Source organism: Micromonospora sp. DSM 45708 (assembly GCF_039566955.1).
Taxonomy (GTDB): Bacteria; Actinomycetota; Actinomycetes; order Mycobacteriales; family Micromonosporaceae; genus Micromonospora.
Map to the genome: position 1 here is coordinate 4,423,630 of NZ_CP154796.1, position 22,269 is coordinate 4,445,898.

The 22,269-nt window shown below is 74.7% G+C and carries 18 protein-coding genes; 5 read left to right on the forward strand and 13 right to left on the reverse strand.

Annotated features, from left to right (window positions below):
* The first annotated feature begins 14 nt into the window (after nt 1-14).
* The 3 genes from VKK44_RS18775 (at nt 15) to VKK44_RS18785 (ending at nt 5,577) form a co-directional block, all read left to right on the forward strand.
* Nucleotides 15-2,276, forward strand: a complete 2,262-nt coding sequence (locus tag VKK44_RS18775) for a catalase (protein ID WP_343442414.1) — start codon at nt 15-17, stop codon at nt 2,274-2,276.
* A gap of 146 nt (nt 2,277-2,422) precedes the next feature.
* Entirely contained in the window at nt 2,423-4,099 is a 1,677-nt protein-coding gene (locus VKK44_RS18780; RefSeq protein WP_343442416.1) for a discoidin domain-containing protein, read from the forward strand.
* Between the two features lie 104 nt (nt 4,100-4,203).
* Nucleotides 4,204-5,577 carry a glycosyl hydrolase family 18 protein gene (locus tag VKK44_RS18785; protein ID WP_343442417.1) on the forward strand — a complete coding sequence of 458 codons (1,374 nt, stop codon included), beginning with the start codon at nt 4,204-4,206 and terminating at the stop codon, nt 5,575-5,577.
* A 43-nt stretch (nt 5,578-5,620) separates the two neighbouring features.
* On the opposite strand, the gene VKK44_RS18790 is transcribed toward VKK44_RS18785, so the two are convergent.
* A complete protein-coding gene (locus VKK44_RS18790; protein WP_343442418.1) occupies nt 5,621-6,598 on the reverse strand; it encodes a DUF2804 domain-containing protein in 978 nt (325 codons plus the stop codon).
* A gap of 88 nt (nt 6,599-6,686) precedes the next feature.
* Nucleotides 6,687-7,442, reverse strand: coding sequence for a peptidylprolyl isomerase (locus VKK44_RS18795; protein WP_343442419.1), 756 nt, complete (start codon nt 7,440-7,442; stop codon nt 6,687-6,689).
* 175 nt (nt 7,443-7,617) lie between these two features.
* Here VKK44_RS18795 and VKK44_RS18800 point away from each other — a divergent pair, with 175 nt between their 5' ends.
* Nucleotides 7,618-8,736, forward strand: coding sequence for an RNA ligase RtcB family protein (locus VKK44_RS18800; RefSeq protein WP_343442421.1), 1,119 nt, complete (start codon nt 7,618-7,620; stop codon nt 8,734-8,736).
* 410 nt (nt 8,737-9,146) lie between these two features.
* Nucleotides 9,147-9,962, forward strand: a complete 816-nt coding sequence (locus tag VKK44_RS18805; RefSeq protein ID WP_343447813.1) for a DUF72 domain-containing protein — start codon at nt 9,147-9,149, stop codon at nt 9,960-9,962.
* A 43-nt stretch (nt 9,963-10,005) separates the two neighbouring features.
* Here VKK44_RS18805 and VKK44_RS18810 read toward each other — a convergent pair whose 3' ends face one another.
* The 11 genes from VKK44_RS18810 to VKK44_RS18860 all read right to left on the reverse strand — a co-directional run bounded on the left by VKK44_RS18810 (nt 10,006) and on the right by VKK44_RS18860 (nt 22,215).
* On the reverse strand, nt 10,006-11,424 hold the full coding sequence (locus VKK44_RS18810) for an ATP-binding protein (RefSeq protein WP_343442422.1): 1,419 nt from the start codon (nt 11,422-11,424) through the stop codon (nt 10,006-10,008).
* Nucleotides 11,421-13,088 (reverse strand): NAD(P)/FAD-dependent oxidoreductase, encoded by a 1,668-nt coding sequence (locus VKK44_RS18815; protein WP_343442423.1) that lies wholly within the window; start codon nt 13,086-13,088, stop codon nt 11,421-11,423. Before VKK44_RS18815 ends, VKK44_RS18810 begins: the two co-directional genes overlap by 4 nt.
* A 106-nt stretch (nt 13,089-13,194) precedes the next feature.
* Nucleotides 13,195-14,028 (reverse strand): methyltransferase domain-containing protein, encoded by an 834-nt coding sequence (locus VKK44_RS18820; RefSeq protein ID WP_343442424.1) that lies wholly within the window; start codon nt 14,026-14,028, stop codon nt 13,195-13,197.
* A gap of 32 nt (nt 14,029-14,060) precedes the next feature.
* Nucleotides 14,061-14,834, reverse strand: coding sequence for an ABC transporter ATP-binding protein (locus VKK44_RS18825; RefSeq protein ID WP_343442425.1), 774 nt, complete (start codon nt 14,832-14,834; stop codon nt 14,061-14,063).
* Nucleotides 14,834-15,577: an ABC transporter ATP-binding protein gene (locus VKK44_RS18830; RefSeq protein ID WP_343442427.1), complete on the reverse strand. Its 744-nt coding sequence runs from the start codon at nt 15,575-15,577 to the stop codon at nt 14,834-14,836. The genes VKK44_RS18825 and VKK44_RS18830 overlap by 1 nt, the downstream gene beginning before the upstream one ends.
* Nucleotides 15,574-16,593, reverse strand: coding sequence for a branched-chain amino acid ABC transporter permease (locus VKK44_RS18835; RefSeq protein ID WP_343442428.1), 1,020 nt, complete (start codon nt 16,591-16,593; stop codon nt 15,574-15,576). The genes VKK44_RS18830 and VKK44_RS18835 overlap by 4 nt, the downstream gene beginning before the upstream one ends.
* A complete protein-coding gene (locus VKK44_RS18840) occupies nt 16,590-17,462 on the reverse strand; it encodes a branched-chain amino acid ABC transporter permease (RefSeq protein ID WP_343442429.1) in 873 nt (290 codons plus the stop codon). Before VKK44_RS18840 ends, VKK44_RS18835 begins: the two co-directional genes overlap by 4 nt.
* Nucleotides 17,463-17,465: 3 nt before the next feature.
* Nucleotides 17,466-18,659, reverse strand: a complete 1,194-nt coding sequence (locus VKK44_RS18845) for an ABC transporter substrate-binding protein (protein ID WP_343442430.1) — start codon at nt 18,657-18,659, stop codon at nt 17,466-17,468.
* A gap of 49 nt (nt 18,660-18,708) precedes the next feature.
* A complete protein-coding gene (locus VKK44_RS18850; protein WP_343442431.1) occupies nt 18,709-19,113 on the reverse strand; it encodes a roadblock/LC7 domain-containing protein in 405 nt (134 codons plus the stop codon).
* A gap of 17 nt (nt 19,114-19,130) precedes the next feature.
* Entirely contained in the window at nt 19,131-21,512 is a 2,382-nt protein-coding gene (locus VKK44_RS18855) for a sensor histidine kinase (RefSeq protein ID WP_343442432.1), read from the reverse strand.
* A gap of 253 nt (nt 21,513-21,765) precedes the next feature.
* Nucleotides 21,766-22,215, reverse strand: a complete 450-nt coding sequence (locus VKK44_RS18860; RefSeq protein WP_343442433.1) for a helix-turn-helix transcriptional regulator — start codon at nt 22,213-22,215, stop codon at nt 21,766-21,768.
* Between the last annotated feature and the right edge of the window lie 54 nt (nt 22,216-22,269).

The following is a 22,269-nucleotide window of genomic DNA, read 5'->3' on the forward strand; positions in this document are numbered from 1 at the left end:
GAGGACAGAGCCTGATGGAATCCAGCAAGCCCGCCCAGGTCGTCAAGGGTGTCGTCGAGGCCGCTGTCGAGAAGGTCGGCGAGGCGCTGACGCCGGACGTGCCGGGCGCGCCGGGCAGCGCGCCGCCATCGCTCGAGGAGCCGACCGCGCCGCACGGCCCGTTGCCGCCCAAGGACGAGCAGGGCGCGCCGGACACGCGTACCCCGACCGGCGCGGAGACCGGCGTGCCGAAGGTCGCCAAGGGGCAGCAGGGGGCGTACCTCACCACCGCCAACGGCGCCCGGCTGCGCGACACCGACCACTCGCTCAAGGCCGGCCCGCGTGGCCCGGTGCTGCTCCAGGACCACCACCTGCGCGAGAAGATCATGCACTTCGACCACGAGCGGATCCCGGAGCGGGTGGTGCACGCGCGCGGCGCCGGCGCGCACGGCGTCTTCGTCGCCAACGGCGCGGCGGAGCAGGTCACCCGGGCCGGCTTCCTGAAGAAGGGTCGCGAGACGCCGGTCTTCGTCCGCTTCTCGACCGTGCTGGGCTCGCGCGGGTCGGCGGACACGGTCCGCGACACCCGGGGCTTCGCCACCAAGTTCTACACCGACGAGGGCACGTTCGACCTGGTCGGCAACAACATGCCGGTCTTCTTCATCCAGGACGCGATCAAGTTCCCGGACATCATCCACGCCGCCAAGCCGCACCCGGACCGGGAGATCCCGCAGGCGCAGAGCGCGCACGACACGTTCTGGGACTTCGTCTCGCTGCACACCGAGGCGCAGCACCACACGATCTGGAACATGTCCGACCGGGGCATCCCGCGGTCCTACCGGACCATGGAGGGCTTCGGCGTGCACACGTTCCGCCTGGTCGACGACGCCGGCGCGACGGTGCTGGTCAAGTTCCACTGGAAGCCGAAGCTCGGGGTGCACTCGCTGGAGTGGGAGGAGGCGCAGCTGATCAACGGCATCGACCCGGACTTCCACCGCCGCGACCTCTACGACGCCATCGAGGCCGGCGCGTACCCGCAGTGGGAGCTGGGCATCCAGGTCTTCCCGGACACGCCGGAGGAGACGTTCGCCGGGATCGACCTGCTGGACCCGACGAAGATCGTGCCGGAGGAGCTGGCGCCGGTGCAGCCGATCGGCACGCTCACCCTCAACCGGACGCCACGCAACTTCTTCGCCGAGACCGAGCAGGTGGCGTTCCACCTGGGGCACCTGCCGCCCGGCATCGACGTCACCAACGACCCGCTGTTGCAGGGGCGGCTCTTCTCGTACCTGGACACGCAGCTCACCCGGCTGGCCGGGCCGAACTTCACCCAGATCCCGATCAACCGGCCGCACGCCGACGTCAACGACATGCTCCGGGACGGCTTCCACCAGCAGGCGGTGCACGCCGGGGTGGCGCCCTACCGGCCGAACTCGCTCGACGGCGGCAACCCGTTCCCGGCCGGTGACCGGGAGCACGCGTTCGTCGACGTGCCGGTGACGGTGGCGGAGGCGCCGAAGGTGCGGGCCGCGCCGGCCTCCTTCGACGACCACTGGAGCCAGGTCCGGCTCTTCTGGGCGAGCATGTCGCCGGTGGAGAAGGAGCACATCATCCGGGCGTACACGTTCGAGCTGGGCAAGTGCTACCACCAGGCGATCAAGGAGCGGCAGCTCCAGTGCCTGGCCAACATCGACCCGGTGCTCTGCGAGCAGGTCGCCACCGGCCTGGGGCTGCCCGCGCCGCAGCCGACAGTGCCGCTGGCCGAGGTGCAGCCGAGCCCGGCGCTGTCCCAGGTCGGCCGGGAGTGGCCGGCGGACGGCCGGATGGTGGGCATCGTGGTGGACGCCGACGGCGACCTGGACGACGTCGGGGAGGTCCAGCGGGCGGTGTTCGCGGCCGGCATGGTGCCGCTGCTGATCGCCGCGCACGGCGGCACGGTGGGTGGGCTGCCGGTGCAGCGCACGTTCGCCACGGCCCGGTCCGTCGAGTTCGACGCGGTGCTGCTGGCCGGGGCCCCGGCACCGGCGCCGGACGCGTCGCCGGCGCGGGACGCCAAGGCCGGCGCACCGGGTGCGGCCACCGTCGACCCGCGGGTGTCGCTGCTGGTCGAGGAGGCGTGGCGGCACGCCAAGGCGATCGGCGCGTGGGGCGCCGGCGCCGAGGTGCTGCGACAGACCGGGGTGGCCGGTTCGCCGGGCGTGGTGACCGGTGGCTCCGGCGCCGAGGTGCTGGAGTCGGTGCAGCGGCTGATGGCGGCGCACCGGGTCTGGGAGCGGTTCCCGGCCTCGGTCGCCTGACCGACGCACGGTCGAGGGGCGGTCCGCCACCGGCGGGCCGCCCCTCGCGCTATTTGTTTCATCGACCTGTCTGAGTATTGCAGTTCCATGTCGCGCGCTGCCATGATGACCGTCAATTTCTTCCTCCCCCCGAAGGAGCGGTCCGCATGGCGCCCACCCGCCGTACCCTGATCCGGTCCGTGGTGGCCGGGTCCGCGCTCGCCGCGCTGCCCGACCTCGCGCTCTCCCCCACCCCCGCAGCCGCCGCCAGTCCCCCCGGCGACGTGGTCGGCAAGGTCTCCGTCGGCTACCAGGGCTGGTTCAGTTGCCCGGGCGACGGGGCCCCGATCGGCGGCTGGTGGCACTGGAGCCGGGACCGGTTCCAGTCCCCCTCGCCGGCGAACACCACGATCGTGTCCTGGCCGGACATGCGGGAGTACGCCCGCGGCTACCCCACCGCCTATCCGAACCTCGGCGACGGCCGGCCGGCCACGCTCTTCTCCTCCTACGACCAGCAGACCGTGGACACCCACTTCCGCTGGATGCAGGAGTACGGCTGCGACACCGCGGCGTTGCAACGGTTCAACCCGTTCGGCGACGAGGGGCCGACCCGCGACGCGATGGCGGTGAAGGTCCGCTCCGCGGCGGAACGGTTCGGCCGCAAGTTCTACGTGATGTACGACGTGACCGGCTGGACGGCGATGCAGTCGCAGCTCAAGGAGGACTGGGCGACGAAGATGTCGGCGCACACCGCCTCACCGGCGTACGCCCGGCAGAACGGCAAGCCGGTGGTCTGCGTGTGGGGGTTCGGCTTCGCCGACGACGGCCGGCCGTTCGCGCCCGCCGCCTGCCTGGACGTGGTGCGGTGGCTCAAGGCCCAGGGCTGCTACGTCATCGGCGGCGTGCCGACGTACTGGCGGCAGGGGATCAACGACTCCCGGCCCGGCTTCGCCGACGTCTACCACGCGTTCGACATGCTGTCGCCGTGGATGGTCGGGCGCACCGGCACGCTCGACGGGCTGGACTGGTTCCACACCAACGTCAACGTGCCCGACCTGGCCGACTGCGCCGCGCACGGCATCGACTACCAGCCCTGCGTGATGCCGGGTGACCTGTCCGCCGGCCACCGGCGACACGGTGACTTCTACTGGCGGCACCTCTACAACATGGTGCGGCTCGGCGCGCAGGGCCTCTACGTGTCCATGTTCGACGAGTTCAACGAGGGCAACCAGATCGCCAAGACCAGCGAGACGGCGGCGGCCACCCCGGCCGGGACCGGGATCCGGGCGCTCGACGAGGACGGCACCGCCTGCTCGGCGGACTACTACCTGCGGATCACCGCCGACGGCGGTCGGATGCTCAAGGGCCAGTTGGCGCTCACGTCGGTGCGGCCCACGCCGCCGGTGACCGGGGGCGGGCAGCCGCCCGGCGGCGACCTGGCGGCCGGCCGGCCGGCGTCGGCGAGCAGCCAGCAGAACGGGCCGTTCGGCGCCGGCAACGCGGTCGACGGCGACCGGGGCACGTACTGGGAGTCGGCCAACGGCGCGTTCCCGCAGTGGTGGCAGGTCGATCTCGGCGCCACCCGGCCGGTGGCGCGCCTGGTGCTCGCGCTGCCGGCCGGCTGGGAGGCCCGGACGCAGACGCTCTCGGTGCGGGGCGGCACGGACGGCACGACGTTCGCCACGCTGGCCGGGTCGGTCGGCGTCCGGTTCGACCCGGCCACCGGCAACCAGGCGACGTTGACGTTCGCCGCCACCCCGGTCCGGTACGTGCGGGTGCTGATCACCGCCAACACCGGCTGGCCGGCCGGGCAGCTCGCGCAACTCTCCGCGTACGCCGCCTAGCTCATCGAAGTTCATCATTGACGGCTTAGTTAATAGTCTTTAATATTTGCTCCACCTCGAGGAACACCCCCTGTCCGCCCCCGTCCCCCCCGGGAAGGCCCTCGATGCCCACACCCAACCTCCGGCGTCGCCTCGCCGCCGGTGCGCTCGCGCTGGCCACCGCCGCCGCGACGCTCGCCCTCACCCCGTCCGCCGCCGAGGCGGTCGTGCTGCCCAACGGCTTCAAGAGCGTCGGCTACCTGCCGTCGTGGAGCGGCAGCGTCACCAGCATCCAGTACGGCAAGCTCACCCACGTCAACTACGCCTTCGTGCTGCCCAACGGCGACGGCAGCCTGCGCCCGGTGGAGAACCCGAGCAAGCTCTCCTCACTGGTCTCGCTCGGACACGCCAACAACGTCAAGGTCTCCATCGCCATCGGCGGCTGGAACGACGGCGACGACTCCGCGTTCGAGGCGCTCGCCGCCAACTCCGGCGCCCGCGGCGCGTTCGTGAACAACGTGGTCGCCTTCGTCAACCAGTACAACCTCGACGGGGTCGACATCGACTGGGAGTACCCCGACCCGGGCGCGTCCGCCAGCAACTACACGCTGCTGATGCAGCAGCTCGGCAGCGCCCTGCACAGCCACGGCAAACTGCTCACCGCCGCCGTGGTCTCCGAGGGCTACTACGTCAACGGCGTACCCACCGCGGTCTTCGGCTCGGTCGACTGGCTCAACATCATGGCGTACGACGGCGGCAGCCCGCACGCCAACTACGACTGGTCGATCGCCAGCGTCAACGGGTGGAAGGCGCGCGGCCTGCCCGCCGCCAAGGCGGTGCTCGGCGTGCCGTTCTACAGCCGGCCCGGCTACTACACGTACGCCGCGCTGGTCGGCCTGGACCCGGCCAACGCCAACCGGGACTGCACCACGGCCGGCGGCGTCCAGCAGTGCTACAACGGCATTCCGACGGTCAAGCGCAAGACGCAGTGGGCCATGGCGAACGCCGGCGGCATGATGAACTGGGAGCTGTCCCAGGACACCACCGGCGCGACGTCGCTGGTCAGCGCGATCTACGACACGGTCACCGGCGGCACCACGCCACCGCCGTCCGGGCGGACCGGGCCGATCACCGGCATCGGCGGCAAGTGCGTCGACGTCGCCGCCGCCGGCACCGCCAACGGCACCGCGATCCAGCTCTACACCTGCAACGGCACCGCCGCGCAGAACTGGACCGTGGGCGGCGACGGCACGCTGCGGTCGCTGGGCAAGTGCCTCGACGTGACCAGCGCCGGCACCGCGAACGGCACGAAGATCCAGCTCTGGGACTGCAACGGCACCGGCGCGCAGGTCTGGCAGGCGCAGAGCAACGGCACGTTGCGCAACCCGGTGTCGAACCGGTGCCTGGACGCCACCGACAACAGCTCCGCCGACGGCACCCGGTTGCAGATCTGGGACTGCTTCGCCGGCGCCAACCAGGTCTGGCGACTGCCGGCCTGACCGCCCCGACGCGCGTCCCCGCCGTACCCGGTGGGGACGCGTGTCACCAGCGGTTACGCGCCTCCTCGGCCCAGCCGACCAGGCCGTCGAGGTCCACCCGCGCACCGTCGTCGGTGGCGGCCCAGCCGGTGAAGTGCCCGAAACACTGGTGGGTCTCGCCGGCCAGCACCACCAGGTTGGTGCGCCCCACCCGCTCGTGGAAGGGGTGGAAGGTGACGTCCACCCGGTCGCCGGTGATCCGCCACGGCCGCAGCCAGTCGGCCCGGTCGTACCGCCAGGCGAGGTCGTCCCCGATCTTGTGCAGCCGTCCGTCGACGAAGACCGCGTTCTCGGTCGAGCCGGTCCCGTCGGTCCACGTGCCGCCGAGTTGGATCGCCCGGCCGGGCCCGCTGCCCGCCGCCCAGTTCCACCGCACCGCGTACCGCCACTTGCCGCGACCGTGGTCCAGCGCCGCGAACGACTCCGCGCCCACCGGGTACGCGGTGCCGTCCACCCGCAGCGTGCCGTGCACCGGGCGGCCCACGTCCTTGACCGTGTACTGGAACCGGCGGGTGCTCCACGGCACCACCACGCCGAGCGACTCGTGCCCCGGTGGCAGCGGCACCGTGAGGTCGACCTCGACGCCGGGCGCGGTGGCCCGGATGGCGCTGCCGTCGGGGCCCTGGTCCACCTCGATGACCAGTCCGCCACCGCGGGCCCGGACCGCCCCAGCGCCGCTGACCGGCGGCAACACGGCACCCCGGGCGAACGGGACCACCGCCTCGGTGACGGTCTCCCGGCCGGTCCGCCGGTCGAGCAGGTAGAGGCTCTGCACGCCGGCATAGTCCAGCGAGGACGCGACCAGGCCGAGGATGTGCGTCGGGGTGACCACGCCCCAGTGCTCCCACCGCTTGGCCCGACCCCAGCCGCGCAGGTTCGACCGGTGCAGCGGACGGCGGCTCCACCCGACCGCCGCCGGGTTCAGCCGCCCGTCCGGCCGGCACAGGTCGACCGGCTCGGTGATCTCCCGCTCGTGCGTCATCGCCGCAGGCTACCGGGCGGCCCGGCGGGGCGACGACAGCCGCCCGGCGGCCCGGCGGGACGTCCGCCGTTCCGCCGGGCCGGCGACGTCAGCGGCCCCGGGTGGCCCGGCAGATCTCCACCGGCTGGGCGGGTGCGCCGTCCACCGGCGCCGGGTCCTCCGGCGTGGCGGCGATGCCGCCGGCCGCGATCCGGTCCAGCGTGGCCAGTCCGGCGGCGTCGACCCGCCCGAAGACGGTGTAGTTCGGGCGCAGCGCCGAGTCGGCCTGGACCAGGAAGAACTGGCTGCCGTTGGTGTCCGGGCCGGCGTTCGCCATGGCCAGCGTGCCGCGCGCGTAGAGGCGGCGCACGCCGGTCGGGTCGGTCGGCGCGGGCGGCAGGTCGGTGGGCAGCTCGTCGCGGTACCGGTAGCCCGGACCGCCCTCGCCGGTGCCGGACGGGTCACCGCACTGGAGCACCGTCAGCGTCGGGTACGCGGTGAGCCGGTGGCAGGGCGTCCGGTCGTAGAACTTGTGCCGGGCCAGGTGCAGGAAGCTCTGCACGGTGCACGGCGCCTGCTCGCGGTCGAGGGTCAGCCCGATCGGCCCCTGGTTGGTGCGCAGCGTGACCCGTACCGTGCCCCGGTCCGGCGTGCGGCGCGGGTCCGGTGGCAACGGCACCGGTCGGGCCGCCGGCTCGTCCGGCGTCGGCGTGTACGCGCACGGCCCCCTGGTGGGCGTCGGCTCGGCGGCCGGCGCGGCGCTCGCGGCGACGCCGGCGGCGGCGACCAGCGCGGCGGCGGCCACCGTCACCCCGGCGAGACGGGCCAGCAGCGGGGCGGCGTGCGGTCGGGTTTCGCTCGACACGTGTTTCCTCCCTGGACTCGTGGTACCAGAACGACCGGAGTCTATGGAGCCGGTGACCCGATGTCGACGGAAAGTCGGTTGCCGGGCGCGGCGGGGGTCCGGGAAGGTGTCGGTCATGACGTTCTGACGGACCGCACCCACCGCTTCCCGCACCCACCGAAAGAAACGAGCGTCCGTGCCCGCCACCGTCTCCGTCTTCTCCTCCCCCACCAGTTGGATCGAGTCCGCCGCGCTCGACCAGTGCCGTCAGGTCGCCGCGCTGGACGGCATGACGCACGTCGCCGCCATGCCCGACCTGCACCCCGGCAAGGGCGCCCCGATCGGCGCCGCCATGGCGTCGACAGTGCTCTACCCGTTCCTGGTCGGCTCCGACATCGGATGCGGCATCGCGGTGTTCCCGATCGCGCTGCGGCGGGCCGTACCGGAGCGGCTCGCCGCCCGTTTCCCCGACCTGGACCACGCGCTGCACCCGGAGCGCGACGCTGACGACCCGGCCTGGTCGGTGCTGACCGGCGACGTGCCGACCGGCCACCTCGACGGCCTCGGCACGGTCGGGCGCGGCAACCACTTCGTCGAGCTGGCCCGCGTCGGCACGCTCGACGCGCCGGCGCACGCCGAGCGGCTCGGGCTGACCACCGGCGACCTGGTGCTGGTGGTGCACTCCGGGTCGCGCGGGCTGGGCGAGCGGGTCCTGCGCGAGCACACCGAGGCGCACGGCGCCGGCCCCGCGCCCGATCCGGACGCCTACCTGGCCCGGCACGACGACGCCGTCCGGTGGGGCTCGCTCAACCGGCGGCTGCTGGCCGCCCGGGTCGCGTACGCGCTGGGCGCCGAGCCCACCGAGCCGGTCGTCGACCAGTGCCACAACCTGGTCGAGCGCCGCGACGGGCACTACCTGCACCGCAAGGGCGCGGCCCCCGGCGACGGCCGGGACGTGCTGGTCGCCGGCACCCGGGGCACCCCGTCCTACCTGGTGGCCGCGCACGCCGGCGCGGACGCCAACCACTCGGTGGCACACGGCGCCGGACGGAAGATGTCCCGCGCCGACGCGTTGCGCCGGGGCAAGGCCAAGCACACCGTGGAGGAGCTACGCCGCACGCCGGTCGGCTCGGTCGTGGTGTGCGGCGACCGGCAACTGCTGTTCGAGGAGGCACCGACCGCCTACAAGCGGATCGAGCAGGTGATCGGCGACCTGGTCGCGCACCACCTGGCGACCCCGGTCACCACCACGGTGCCCCTGGTCACCTACAAGACCCCGGACGCCGCGCCGGGTCGCCGCCGGGGGCGGCGGTGACGGATCTTCTCCTGTCCGCCGGGCGCGGCCCGCAGGAGTGCGCGTGGGACGGCCGTGACGCGCGCCTGTCCGGGCCCGGACGACGTCAGCGTCGGTGTCGATGTGGGCTTTCCGGCGCGGGACCATGGGACCGTACCCGGCGGGTCGGGGCCGGCGGCATCGAAGGGCTGGAAGCGATATACCTCGGAGTCATAATTATGACTCCGAGGTATATCGCTCAGAGCCGACCGTTCCGTCGACAAGGTCACGCACGGTAACCGGGGCCGAGATACGCCCCGTGAGGCGGGCGCGCGCCGCCGCGGGCCCGATCCGGCCCGCCGTCCCCGCCGGATACGGTGGGCACGGTTCGGGCGGTCCCCGTCCGACGCGGCGCGGGAGGAGGCCGGATGCGGCTGCACGTCGGGTGTGCCATGTGGACGCACCGGTCCTGGCCGGGGCGGTCCCTACCGGCCCACGAGCGGCTGCGGGCCTACGCCGGCTGGTGCGACGCGGTCGAGGGCAACACCACGTTCTACGCGACGCCGGCCCGGGAGACGGCGGCCTCCTGGGCGGAGCAGACGGACCCGGACTTCCGCTTCCTGGCGAAACTGCCGAAGGTGGTCACGCACGAGCGTCGCCTCACCGGCGGCGAGGCGGAGCTGCGGGCCTTCCTGGACGCGATGGAACCGCTCGGGCCCCGGGCACACATGCTCTGGGTGCAGCTGCCCGGCTCGTTCGGCCCGACCGACGTGCCCGACCTCGACCGGTTCCTGCGCACCCTGCCCGCCACCCACCGGTACGCGGTCGAGGTTCGGCACCCCGCGTTCTTCACCGACTCCGCCGCGGTGCGGGCGCTGGAGCAGACGCTGCGTCGGACCGGCGCGGAATGGGTCCCGTTCGACACCACCGCGTTCTTCCGGACGCCGCCGACCAGCGACGCCGAGCGCGAGGCGTGGACGCGCAAGCCGCGCCTGCCGTCGCGTACCGGGGCGCTGACCGACCGGCCGGTGGTGCGCTACCTGGGCCGGGACGACCCGGCCGCGACGGTCGAGGGCTGGCAGCCGTGGCTGGACGTGGTCACCGGCTGGCTGCGCGAGGGCCGCTCGCCGACCGTGTTCGTGCACACGCCTGACAACGCGGACGCCCCCGACCTGGCCCGCCGGTTCCACGACCAAGTCCGGGCCCGCCTGCCCGAGCTGGCGCCGCTGCCCGAGCCGGCCCCGGTCGGCCCGGCCACGCTGTTCTGACACCGACCGGCCCGGCGCCGCCCACCCGGCCGGCCGCGCCCGGTCAGGCCGGTGTGAGCGGCAGCAGCACCGTGAACCGGGTGTCGCCGGGCTCCGACCGGACCCGGATGTCGCCGTGGTGCTTGTTGACCACGATCCGGTACGAGATGTCCAACCCGAGACCGGTGCCCTCGCCCACCGCCTTGGTGGTGAAGAACGGCTCGAAGATGCGCGGCCGGACCTCCGGCGGGATGCCCGGACCGGTGTCGGCGATCTCGACGGTCAGCCGGTCGTCGGTGCGGCCGGTGCGCACCGTCAGCGTGCCGTCGCCGGCCATCGCGCCCAGCGCGTTGTCGATCAGGTTCGTCCAGACCTGGTTGAGTTCGGCCGCGTACGCCGCGATCGTCGGCAGGCTCCGGTCGTACTCCCGGACCACCCGCACGCCCGACGGGACCTTCGCCTGGAGCATGACCAGCGTGGCGTCGAGCAGCTCGTGCACGTCCACCGTCTGGTAGGGCGTCCGGTCGAGCTGGGAGTACTGCTTCGCGGCGCCGACCAGCCCGGAGACCCGGGTGACCGCGTCGTCGATCTCGCCCATCAGCAGCTCGGTGTCGATGGTGTAGGTGATCCAGTGCACGGCCGACTCCAGGTCGTCGCCGCCGACCGCGGCGTCGACCTGGGCCAGCCAGCCGGTGTCGAGGCCGCCGGCCACCAGCGTCGGGGCCAGCTCCCAGGCCCCGCGTACGCCGTGCTCGTCGAGCCAGTCGGCCAGCTCGTCCTCGGCGTCGCTGGCCGCCAGCGGCGACAGCGCGGGCGCGGCGGCGGCCCGCTTCACCGCCTCCTCCTGCAACGCGACCAGGTCGTGCAGCCGTCGCCCGTCGAGCCGGCCGTCGGCGATCATGGCGAGCTTGTGCCGCATCTTCGCCACCCGGCCGCGCAGCGCCGACGTGGCCCGCACCGCCGCCGCCGCCGGATTGTTCAGCTCGTGGGTGAGCCCGGCGGAGAGCGCGCCCAGCGCCAGCAGCCGTTCCCGCTCGCCGACGATGGTCTGCGTGTTGCGCATCCCGATGAACAGCCCCTCGAGCAGGTGGGTGGCCATCGGGAACCAGCCGCGCATGGCGTCCGCGATGATCGCCGCGGGCAGCGCGAACACCGCGCAGTCGGTGACCGCGCGCAGGCTGTTGCGGTAGCGCTGCTCGGCCGGGTCACCGATGTACGCCTGCATGGCGCCGCCGTAGACGCCACGCTGGCTGGTGCGGCTCACCTCCACCTCGTCGCCCTGCACCCGCTGGTGCATCGCCACGGTGCCGTCCAGCAGCACGTAGAAGCAGCTCGCCGGCTCGCCCTCGACGTAGACCGCCTCGCCGGCGCGGCGCCGCTCCACCCGGCCGTGCTCGGCCAGATGGGCGAGCTGCTCCGGGGTGAGCGACTCGAACAGGAAGAGCCCCCGCAGCTCGTCGGTGGTGAGCCGGTCAGCACTCATTGCGCCTCCAGGTAGCGGTGCACCAGCGAGACGGCCATCGCGCCCTCCCCCACCGCCGACGCGACCCGCTTCACCGAGTCGGCCCGCACGTCCCCGGCGGCGAACACGCCCGGCATGCTGGACTCCAGATGGTAGGGGTCGCGCGGCAGGGACCAGCCGGCCGGCCGGTGGCCGCCCCGGGTCAGGTCCGGCCCGGTCAGCACGAAGCCCCGACGGTCCCGGACCACCGCGCCGTCGAGCCAGTCGGTGTGCGGCTCCGCGCCGATGAAGACGAACAGCCACGAGGTGTCCACCTCCCGGGTCTCCCCGGTGCGCATGTCCCGCAGCGTCACCCGCTCCAGGTGCTCCTGGCCGGCGCCGCCGACCACCTCGGTGCACGGGTGCACCTCGATGGCGTCGATCCGGGCGATCTGGTCGATCAGGTAGCTGGACATCGACCGGGACAGGTCGTCGCCGCGGATGAGCAGGTGCACCCGGCGGGCGTACCGGGAGAAGTGCACCGCGGCCTGGCCGGCCGAGTTCGCCCCACCGACGATGTAGACGTCCTCCCCGGCGCAGCTCGGCGCCTCGCTCGCCACCGAGCCGTAGAAGCAGCCGCGCCCGGTCAGCTCGGCCAGCTCGGGCGCCGGCAGCATCCGGTAGGAGACACCGGTGGCCAGCACCACGGTGTGCGCGGCGACGCTGCTGCCGTCGCTGAACCGCAGCACCCGCGCCCCGCCCGCGTTCTCCAGCGACACCACCTCGCGCGCGCTGAGCAGCTCCGCGCCGAACCGCAGCGCCTGCCGGCGGGCCCGGTCGGTGAGCTGGGCGCCGGAGACGCCGTCCGGGAAGCCGAGATAGTTCTCGATCCGGCTGCTCTGCCCGGCCTGCCCGCCGGTCGCCCGCCGCTCGATCAGCACGGTCCGCAGCCCCTCCGAGGCGCCGTAGACCGCCGCGCCCAGCCCGGCCGGGCCGGCGCCGACCACCACCAGGTCGTAGAAGTCGGCGGCCGGCGTGGTGGCGAGGCCGACCCGCGCGGCCAGGTCGGCCGTCGTCGGCCGCACCAGCGACGTGCCGTCCGCGGTCACCACCAGGGGTACGTCGTCAGCGGTCACGCCCGCCGCGGTGAGCAGCTCGGCGCCCTCCGGTTCGTCGGCGGGCACCCAGCGGAACGGCACCAGGTTGCGGGCCAGGAAGTCACGCGCCGTGAACGACGGCGCCGACCAGCGGTGCCCCACCACCCGCAGCTCGGGCGTGGCGGTGGCGCCCTCGGCGGTCCACGCCGCCAGGAGCTGGTCCAGCACCGGGTAGAGCTTCTCCTCCGGCGGGTGCCACGGCTTGAGCAGGTAGTGGTCGAGGTCGACCACGTTGATCGCGTTGATCGCGGCGTCCGTGTCGGCGTACGCGGTGAGCAGCACCCGGCGCGCGGCGGGGAACAGGTCCATCGCCGCCTCGAGGAACTCGATGCCGTTCATCTGCGGCATCCGGTAGTCGGCGAGCAGCACCGCCACCTGCTCGCCGCGCAGCTTCAGCTCGCGCAGCGCGTCCAGCGCCGCCTCGGCGGAGTCGGCCCGAACCACCCGGTAGCGGTCGCCGTAGCGACGCCGGATGTCGCGGGCGACCGCCCGGGAGACGGCCGGGTCGTCGTCGACGGTGAGGATCGCGGGGTTGGGCATGCCGTCCATCCAAGCACCCCCGGTCGCCGGTGCCCACCGTCGCACCGGCCGCGGTGCACCTCGTCGACGACCCGGCCGGCCCGGGGCTACGGCCCGCTGCGCTGAGGCCCGCGCGTCACCGCCGTTCCGGACTCCGACGCCGGCCCCGGGTCGACACGAACTGGTACGACATCGCCGCGAACCCGGGGTCGCGCAGCAGCCGGCGGAACGCGTCGAGCTGACCCGGCGACAGCCCGGCGTCGAGCAGTTCCGGTTCGAGCTGACGGGAGTTCGTGCCGTACAGCGAGATGCCGAGCGAGCCGCCCGTCCAGCTCTGCGCGTGGGTGACGGTGTCGACGTCGACCAGGCCCGCGGCGGCCAGCTCGGCGTGCACGTCCTGCGCCCAGGCCAGGTCCGCGCCGTGGCTCTGCAGGATGCCCAGCATCGTGTCCGTGACCTGGGCGAAGAGTTTCGCCGCGTCGTCGCTCGGCGCGGTGAGCACCCGCAGCGGCGCGGTGCAGTCGAACTCCTCGACCACCAGCCACCCGCCCGGGGCGAGCGCGCCGGCCAGCGTACGCAGGACCCGGCGCCGCTCCGGCAGGTGCAGCAGCACCAGCCGGGCGTGGATCACGTCGAACACGTCCCCGGGCGGCGGGTCCCGGCGCACGTCGTGCCGGCGGACGTCGAGGTTGCCGGCCGACCGCAGGTGCGTCAGGTCGAGGTCGGTGGCGAGCACCCGGCCGGCCGGGCCGACGGCGGCGGCCATCGCACGGGCCATCGAGCCGCCGCCGGCGCCGACCTCCCAGCACCGGACGCCGGGGGCGAGCAGCGGCGCCGCGAGCCGGCCGGTGGTGATCGGGTCGAGGAAGGCTTCGAGCGCGTGCAGCTGGGGCACCGCGTCGGCGGCGCCGGTGTCGAAGGCGTAGTCGGTCTCGGGGGCGTGGTCGGTCTCGGGCACGTCGGTCGGCATCGCTTCCTCGTTCCTGTCGCGGTCGGTACGGTTCACGGGCCCGAGGGCGTCGGCAGCCCGGGCCGGGGCCGGGGAGCCGGTGGCTCCGCGACCGCGGCGACGCTGAGCAGCGCCGCCACCGCGCCCGGGTCGCCCCGGGCCTCGTCGGCCGGCCGGTCGTAGACCACCCGGCCGTACTCCAGCACCGCGATCCGGTCGGCGACCTCGACCGCGTGCCGGATCTGTTGCTCGACCAGGAGCACGGTCAGCCCGGCGCCGGCCAGCGACCGGACCAGGTCGCGTACCCGCAGCGCCAGGTCCGGCGCGAGGCCCTCGCACGGCTCGTCGAGCAGCAGCACGCGGGGCTGGCCGAGCAGCGCCCGGGCGATCGCCAGCATCTGCTGTTCCCCGCCGGAGAGCTGGTCGCCGCGGTGCCGCAGCCGTTCGGAGAGCCGGGGCAGCAGTTCCAGCACCCGGGCGACCGTCCAGCCCTCGCCGCCCGGCGTCGCCGCCCGCCACGGCGCGGCGGCCAGGACCAGGTGCTCGGCCACGGTCAGCCGGGAGAAGACCCGCCGCCCCTGCGGCACCAGCCCCACCCCGGCGCGGGCGATCCGGTGCGGCTGCCGGCCGGCGACCGGCACGCCGCCGATGTCGATCCGCCCGGCCTGCGGCCGGACCAGGCCGGCCACGCAGTGCACGAGCGTGCTCTTGCCAGCGCCGTTGCGGCCCACCACCACCTGCACCGTGCCGGGCCGCACGTCGAGGCTCACCTCGTGCAGCACGGTGCCACCGGCGTAGCCGGCGCAGAGCCGGTCGATGCGCAGCATCACGTCACTCCCTCCGCGTACGCCTCCCGGACCGGGCCGGACGCGCGGATCTCGGCGGGCGACCCGGTGGCGAGCGTCCGGCCGTCGCGCAGCACGGTCACCGTGTCGCAGAGCGCGTAGACCAGGTCGAGCCGGTGCTCGACCAGCAGCACCCCGACCGCGCGGGGCAGCTCGCGCAGGAACTCCGTCAACCAGCCGACCTCCACCGCGGACAGCCCGGCGGCCGGCTCGTCGAGCAGCAGCAGCCGGGGCCGCCCGGCCAGCGCCACGGCGATCTCCAGTTGCCGGCGCTGCCCGTGGGCGAACTGCCCGGCCGGCGTCGCGGCGAGGTCGCCGAGGCCCACCCGGTCCAGCAGCGCGTCCGCGGTGCGCCCGGCCGCCCGACGCCGTGCCGACGGATGCCACCGGCCGGTCCGTTGGGCCCGGGGCAGCGCGGCGACCAGCACGTTCTCCCGGGCGGTCAGCGAACCCCAGACGGCGGGCCGCTGGTGGATCCGGCCGACGCCGCGCCGGGCCCGGGCGGCCGGCCCGAGCCGGGTGACGTCGTGCCCGCCCAGCCGGACCCGGCCGGCGGCCGGCCGGGTCGCGCCGGCCACCACGTCGAGCAGCGTGGTCTTGCCCGCGCCGTTCGGCCCGATCAGCGCGTGCCGCTGACCGAGCGGGATCCGCAGGTCGACGCCGTCCAGCGCGGCCAGCGACCCGTAGCGCACGGTGACCGCCTCCGCGGCGAGCAGCGGCGTCATGCGCGTATCCCGGTCGCGGCGGGTGGCCGGCGGGCGTCGGTGGGGCGCGCGCCGTCCGGGGCGGACGGCGGTCGTGCGCGCCCGGCCCACCGGGTGCGGCGGGCGGTGGGCAGCAGGTGGGCGGCGACGACGAAGGCCAGGCCCAGCACCAGCGGCGCCTGCCCGGGCAACGCGCCGAACAGCCAGTCCCGGGCGGCGACCACGAGCACGGCGCCGACCAGCGCGCCACCGACCGAGGCGGTGCCCCCGACGACGACGCCGAGCAGCAGCAGCGCGGAGGTGTCGAACCCGAAGTCGGCCGGCGAGACGTACTGCTGCGCGGTGACCAGCAGCGAGCCGGCCGCGCCGGCGATCGCGCCGGCGGCGACGTGGACGCCGGCCACGTGCCCCGGCACCCGGTGCCCGCTGGCCCGCAGCCGCGCCTCGTCGTCCCGCCCGGCCCGCAGCAGCAGCCCGACCCGGCTGCGCAGCACCAGCAGCACCAGGCCGGCCAGCATCGCCACCACCACCAGCGTGTAGAGGTAGCGGGCCCGGTCGGTGGCCAGCACCGGCAGGCCCCACAGCGGCCGGGTCGGGGCGATGCCGGCGAAACCGTCCGTGCCGCCGGTGACCGAGGTCCACCGGCCGGCGAGGATCACCGCCAGCTCGCCGACCGCCAGCGTGATCATGAGGAGCACCACCCCACGGGCCGGGAGCACCAGCGGCAGCGCCACCACGGCCAGCGCCGCGCCCGCCCCGGCCGCGACCAGCAGTTGCACCGGCCCGACGTCGGAGAGCTGGCCGCCGGCCACCGCGCCGGCGTACGCGCCGGCCGCGTAGGGCGCGGTCTGGCCGAGCGTGGGCAGTCCGGCGACGCCGGTCAGCACCGCGACGCTCACCGCGACCAGGCCCAGCGCCAGCGTGCGGGCCAGCAACGCCACGGTGTAGTCGTCCACCACCCAGGGCGCGGCGACCAACCCGGCCAGCACCGGCACGGCGGCGGCCACGCGCAGCGTCCGCACGGCCCGGGTCCTCATGTCGCCCTCCGGGCGGTGGCCAGACCGCGCGCCCGGACCGCGAGCACCGCCGCCATCGCGGCGAAGAGCAGGAACGGGGCCGCCGACGGGGCGAGCGCCACGCCGAGCGTCTGGATCTGGCCGACCGCCAGCGCCGCGAGCAGCGTGCCGGTCGTCGAGCCCAGGCCGCCGAGCACCACCACGACCAGGGAGAGCAGCAGCACCGCGTCGGCCGTGCCCGGCCCCGGACCGATGATCGGCGCACCGAGCACGCCGGCGGCTCCGGCCAGCGCACCGGCCGCGGCCAGCACGCCGACCCGCACCACGGCCGGGCTCACCCCGAGCGTGGCGACCATCTCGGCGTCGTCGACCGCGGCCCGCACCAGCATGCCGGCCCGGGTGCGGCGCACCACCAGGTGCAGCAGGCCGGCGAGCAACGCGGCCACCAGGATGAAGACCAGCCGGTACGCGGCGTAGCGGTGCCCCGCCACCAGCACCGACCCGTCCAGCGCGGCCGGTACCCGGACCGGCGGGTCGTCCGGGCCGAACGCGGCCACCAGCAGGCTGCCGCCGGCCAGCGCGACGCCGAAGGTGACCAGCGCCTGGGTGAGGTGCCCGGCCGCCGCGACCCGGGTGAGCAGCACCGCGACCAGCGCACCGGCGGCGGTGGCGGCGACCACGCCGACCGCCAGCGCGAGCGCCAGGCTGGCCCAGCCACCGTCCAGCAGCGCGGCGGCGGTGTAGCCGCCGATCGCGAACAGCGTGCCGTGGGCCAGGTTCAGGATGCCGGCCACGCCGAAGCAGAGCACCAGCCCGGACGCGGCGACGAACACCAGCAGCCCGTAGGCGACCCCGTCCACGGCCGGGACGACGTACGGGTCGACAGGCACTTCTCAGCCGCCCACGGTGGCGAGGTCGCCCACCACGGTGTTGGACAGTGCCCGGCCGTCCGGGCGGACCTGACGCAGGTACCACTTCTGCACCGGCGCGTGGGTGGTCGGCGAGAACTGCCAGGTGCCGCGCGGGCTGGCGATCTGTCCGAGCTGGCCGATGGCCGCGTTGATCCGCTCTCCGGTGGCGTCGTCGCCGGCCGCCGCGATCGCCCGGTCCAGCACGGCAGCCGCGTCGTACGAGGCCATCGCGTAGGTCGTCGGGGAGCCGTCGTGCTCGGCCTTCCAGGCGGCCACGAAGGCCCGGTTCTCCGCGTTGTCGAGGTCCGGTGAGTAGTTCAGCACCGAGTAGATGTCGCGTGCGGCGTCGCCCTGCGCGTCGAGCACGCCGCCCTCGGTCAGGAAGCCGGCGGCGTAGAGCGGCACGTCCCTGATCTCCGACTGGGCGTACTGCTTGACGAAGTCGACAGCGGCGCTGCCGGCGTAGAACGTGTAGACCGCGTCCGCGCCGGACGCCTTGATCCGGGCGAAGTACGGGGTGAAGTTGGTGGTCGCCGGGAACGGCGTGAACGTGGTCTTGCCGTCCGGGTTGGCGAGCGTGCCGCCGGCCTTCGCGAACGCCTCGGTGAAGCCGCGCAGCTCGTCCCAGCCGCCCTGGTAGTCCGGCCCGATCGCGTAGACGCTGCCCTTGACGTCCTCGCGCACGTGCGACGCGATCGCCTCGCCGGGCTCGTCGGAGAGGTAGGAGGTGTGCCAGACCCGCGACACGTCCTTGAGTTCCGGCCGGCCGTTGGAGCCGACGAGCGGCACCTTCGTCTCGTTGAGCAGCGGGTAGACCGCGGCCACCGAGCCGCCGCCGACGATGCCGGTGAGCGCCACCACCCGGTCCTGCTTGAGCAGCTTGGTGGCGGCGGGCACGGCGGTGGCCGCGCCGTTGCCCTCGTCGGCGACGACCAGCTCGACCTTCCGCCCGCCGAGCTTGCCGTCGTGGCCGGACAGGTAGAGCTGGAAGCCGTCGCGGATGTCCTTGCCGACCGACTGGTAGGTGCCGGAGAGCGACGCGAGCAGGCCGATCTTGACGGTGCCGCCGGGGCCGGCGGCGGGTCCGTCGTCGGCGCAGGCGGGCGTCGCGAGCAGGACGAGCGCGAGCAGCGCCGCGGTGCGGGCACGGCGGTGCCGGGTGAGGGTCTGGGACATGGTGTCTCTCCTGGGTGTCAGGGGTGCGGATCCGGCGGGACGCCGGCGGTCAGCGGCTGCGGCTCAGGGCCGCCCGGGCCGCGGGGGTGAGCGCGTCGCCGATGCGGTTCGCCAACTCGGCCATCTCGTAGGAGACCTTGCCGACGTCGCAGCGCGGATCGGCGAGCACGAGCAGGGAGGCGCCGTCGTTGAACGCCATGGAGAACATGAAGCCGCCCTCCAACTGGGTGACGTTGGAGATCACCGCGCCGGCGTCGAAGAACGCCGCCGCGCCGCGCAGCAGGCTGACCAGCCCGCTGCCGGTGGCCGCCAACTGGTCGGCCCGGTCCGGCGGGAGGCCGCGGGTGGCGGCCACCATCAGACCGTCGCTGGAGATCGCGATCGCGTGGGTGACCTCGGCGGCGCGCTCGGCGAACGAGTCCAGCAGCCAGCCGAGATCCTGGTGGTCGGTCACGTGCACTCCCTGTCGGGTCAGTTGGTGATCAGGTTGGTCCGGCGGCCGGCGACCCCGCGGGCGTACGCCGCCATGGCGGTGGCCACCCGCGCCGGGTCCCGGTGCTCGGTGGCCTGCCGGGGCGCCGGGACACCGCCGGGCACCAGGTGTTCCTGCGGCTGCCGGCGCGGCAGCCCGGACGTGGTGGTGCCGGCGACCCGGGGCTCGTCGGCGCGCGCCGCCGTACGCCAGGCGTCGTCGGCCGGGCCGGCCCAGGACGCGTCGTCGCCCGGCCGGTCGGCCTGGAACCAGTGGTTCACCTGGTCGAAGATGATCAGCTCCTCGGTGGGGGCGTCGGCCGACGCCGGCTGGAACTCCGGGGCGACCGGGAGCGCCCGGTCGGCGGCCGGTCCCCCGGCCCAGGGCTGTGGGGCGGGCCGCGCGCCGGCGGGCACGACGGCGGCCCGCCCGACCGGGGACGCGACCGTGGCGCGGGCCGCCCGCCGGGACGGCCGCTCGGGGGTGAGCAGGAACTCCTCGGGCGGCAGCGGCCGGATCAGCGCGGCCGGCAGCGCCACCTCGGCGATGGTGCCGCGCCGCGGCCCGGACCGGAGCTGCACGACGGCGCCCAGCCGGGTGGCGAGCTGCCCCACCACGACCAGTCCCATCGCCCGCACGGTGGCCACGTCGATGGCGGGTGGCTGGGCGAGCAGGTCGTTGAGCTGCTGCCGCCGGTGCGGGGGCAGACCGACGCCCTCGTCGCTGATCTGCACGATCACCCGGTCGCCGAGGCTCCGGCCGGTCACCCACGCCTCGGTCGCCGGCGGCGAGTAGCCGGTGGCGTTCTCCATCAGCTCGGCGAGCAGGTGCACCACCTCGTCGACCGACTCGGCGGCCACCGCGACGTCGCCGTCAACCAGGCCGAGACGGATGCGGGGGTAGTGCTCGATCTGGCTCTGCGCGGCCTGGAGCACCTGCGGCAGCGGCACGTCGTGGTGGCGGACCCGCCCGACGCCCACTCCGCCCAGCACGAGCAGGCTGGCGTTGATCCGGCCCATCCGGGTGGCGAGATTGTCCAGCGCGTAGAGCTGGTGCAGCCGGTCGGGATCGGTCTCGTCCCGCTCGACGCGGTCCACCTGGGCCAGCACGGCGTCGACCAGGCGCTGTTCCCGCCGGCTCAGGTGGATGAAGATCTCCGCCGTGTTGGCCCGCATCACGGCCTGCTCCGCGGCGGTCCGCACGGCGGCCCGGTGCACCGCGCTGAACGCCTGCCCGACCTCGCCGATCTCGTCGTCGCCGGAGACCTCCAGCGCGTCGGCGGCCTGGCGGCGGGCCAGCTCGTCCGGGTCCACCGAGGCGCTGTCCGGCTGTTGCAGCCGGGCCACCACCTGGGGCAGCCGCTCGAACGCGACCGCGTTCGCCGCGTCCCGCAGCCGGCGCAGCCGCCGGGTGATCTGGCGGGCCACCGCCCAGGTGACCAACGCGGTCAGCAGCAGCGCCAGCAGGGCGGCTGCCGCCTCCACCACGGTACGGCGACGCTGGTCCGCGTGGGCGGCCCGGATGTCGTCGAGCACCGCCCCGTCGACCCGTAGGCGCAGCTCGGCCAGGCGGACCGACCACTGCTGAGTGGCGGTGAGCCAGGTGCCCAGGTCCAGGTCGAGGCGGTCGCCCGCCGCCGTCCGGGCCACCTGGTCGAGGAGCCGTTGCAGCCGCAGCGCGTTCTCGCCGCTGCCGGCCTGCTCCCACCAGCCCTGCCAGGCCGGTCGGGCGAGCGCCAGGAAGGCCAGCGACGCCTCGGTGAAGCCGGTGCGGGCGGCGGTGATGTCCTGCTGGAGCGCGGGTGTCACCTGGCCGGCGGTGACCGCGCGCAGCACGGCCACCTGCTGCTGGCCGACCGCCTCGGCCACTTTGGACAGCGCGGCGGAGGCCCGGATGCCGTCCGCGATCCGCGGCTCGACCACGCCGAGTGTGACGCTCTCCCGCAGCCCGAGCAGGTCGGCGATGACGATGCGGTAGCTGAACGTCATCGCCGAGACCGAGGCGCGTTCGGCGGTGCGGACCTGGGCGCGCAGCGGGGCGAGGTTGGCCAGCGCCGTGTCGATCCGCGGCAGGACGGCCTGTTCGGCGGCGGCGCCGGCGGGCACCCGGGCCCGTTGCCGGCGGTATCCGGCGACCGCGGCGTCGGTGGCGGTGGTGGCGTCCGCGAACGCGTCCTGCTGGTCGGGGGCGCCCCGGGTGAGCAGGTCGGCGGCGACGATCCGCTCGTGTTGCAGGCGGTGGGCCAGGCCGCCCGCCTCGGCGCCGAGCTGGGCGAGCTGGCCGAGGTCGCTGGCACGGGCGGTCTGCCGGGCGCTCTCGGTCAGCGCCAGCCCGGCGAAGCCCATCACGGCGACGAGCGGGGCCGCCACGATGAGGCGCATCCGGCCGCCGATGCGCCACCGACGGCGGCGGGGCGGGTAGGGTCGGGCCGCGTGGGACCTCGTGCTCGACGCCACTGCTGACTCCCGGCGCTGATCGGCAAAGTTCTATCTGCACTTGCGGATTGCACGTCTCATTCCGCCGGAAGCCGCGCGCCGAGGCCAGACCCGACCGTGGTACAAACAGGCCGTACCAGCATCTGTACCCAGAGTTGGCGACGCCGACGGCGGACCCGGGCCGGGGCGTCGGTCCCGGTCAGTGCCGGCCGGCCGCCGACGGCGGCGGGCCTTCCGGTTCGGGCTGCGCGAGCACCTGACCGATCAGTTCGCGCAGCTCGTCGATCGCCGCCGCCACGGCCTGCGGATCGCGCGGATCACGTCGCGTCGCCGGTGGGCCGGCCGGGTCCAGCTCGCCGAGCCGGGGCCCCCGCCGGCCGTCCGCCGCCAACTGCTCGGCGGCGACCTGCGGCCACAGCTCGGCCAGCCGTCCGCCGGTGGCGAGCACCTCGTCGCAGCGGACGGCGAACTCCTGACTGCCGAACCGCCGGCCGGACTCGACCGCGGCGACCGTCTCCCGGCTGAACCGCACCCGCTCGGCCAGCGACCGCTGGGTCAGGCCACGCCGGGTCCGCCAGCGGCGCAGCTCGACACGGAACTGGCGGCTGGCGACGGAGGGAGCGGCGCTCGACGCGGGCGTGCGATCCATGTGCTCACCTTCGCGACGCCGGACCGGCATCGGCAACAGATCGAGGACGGGCGA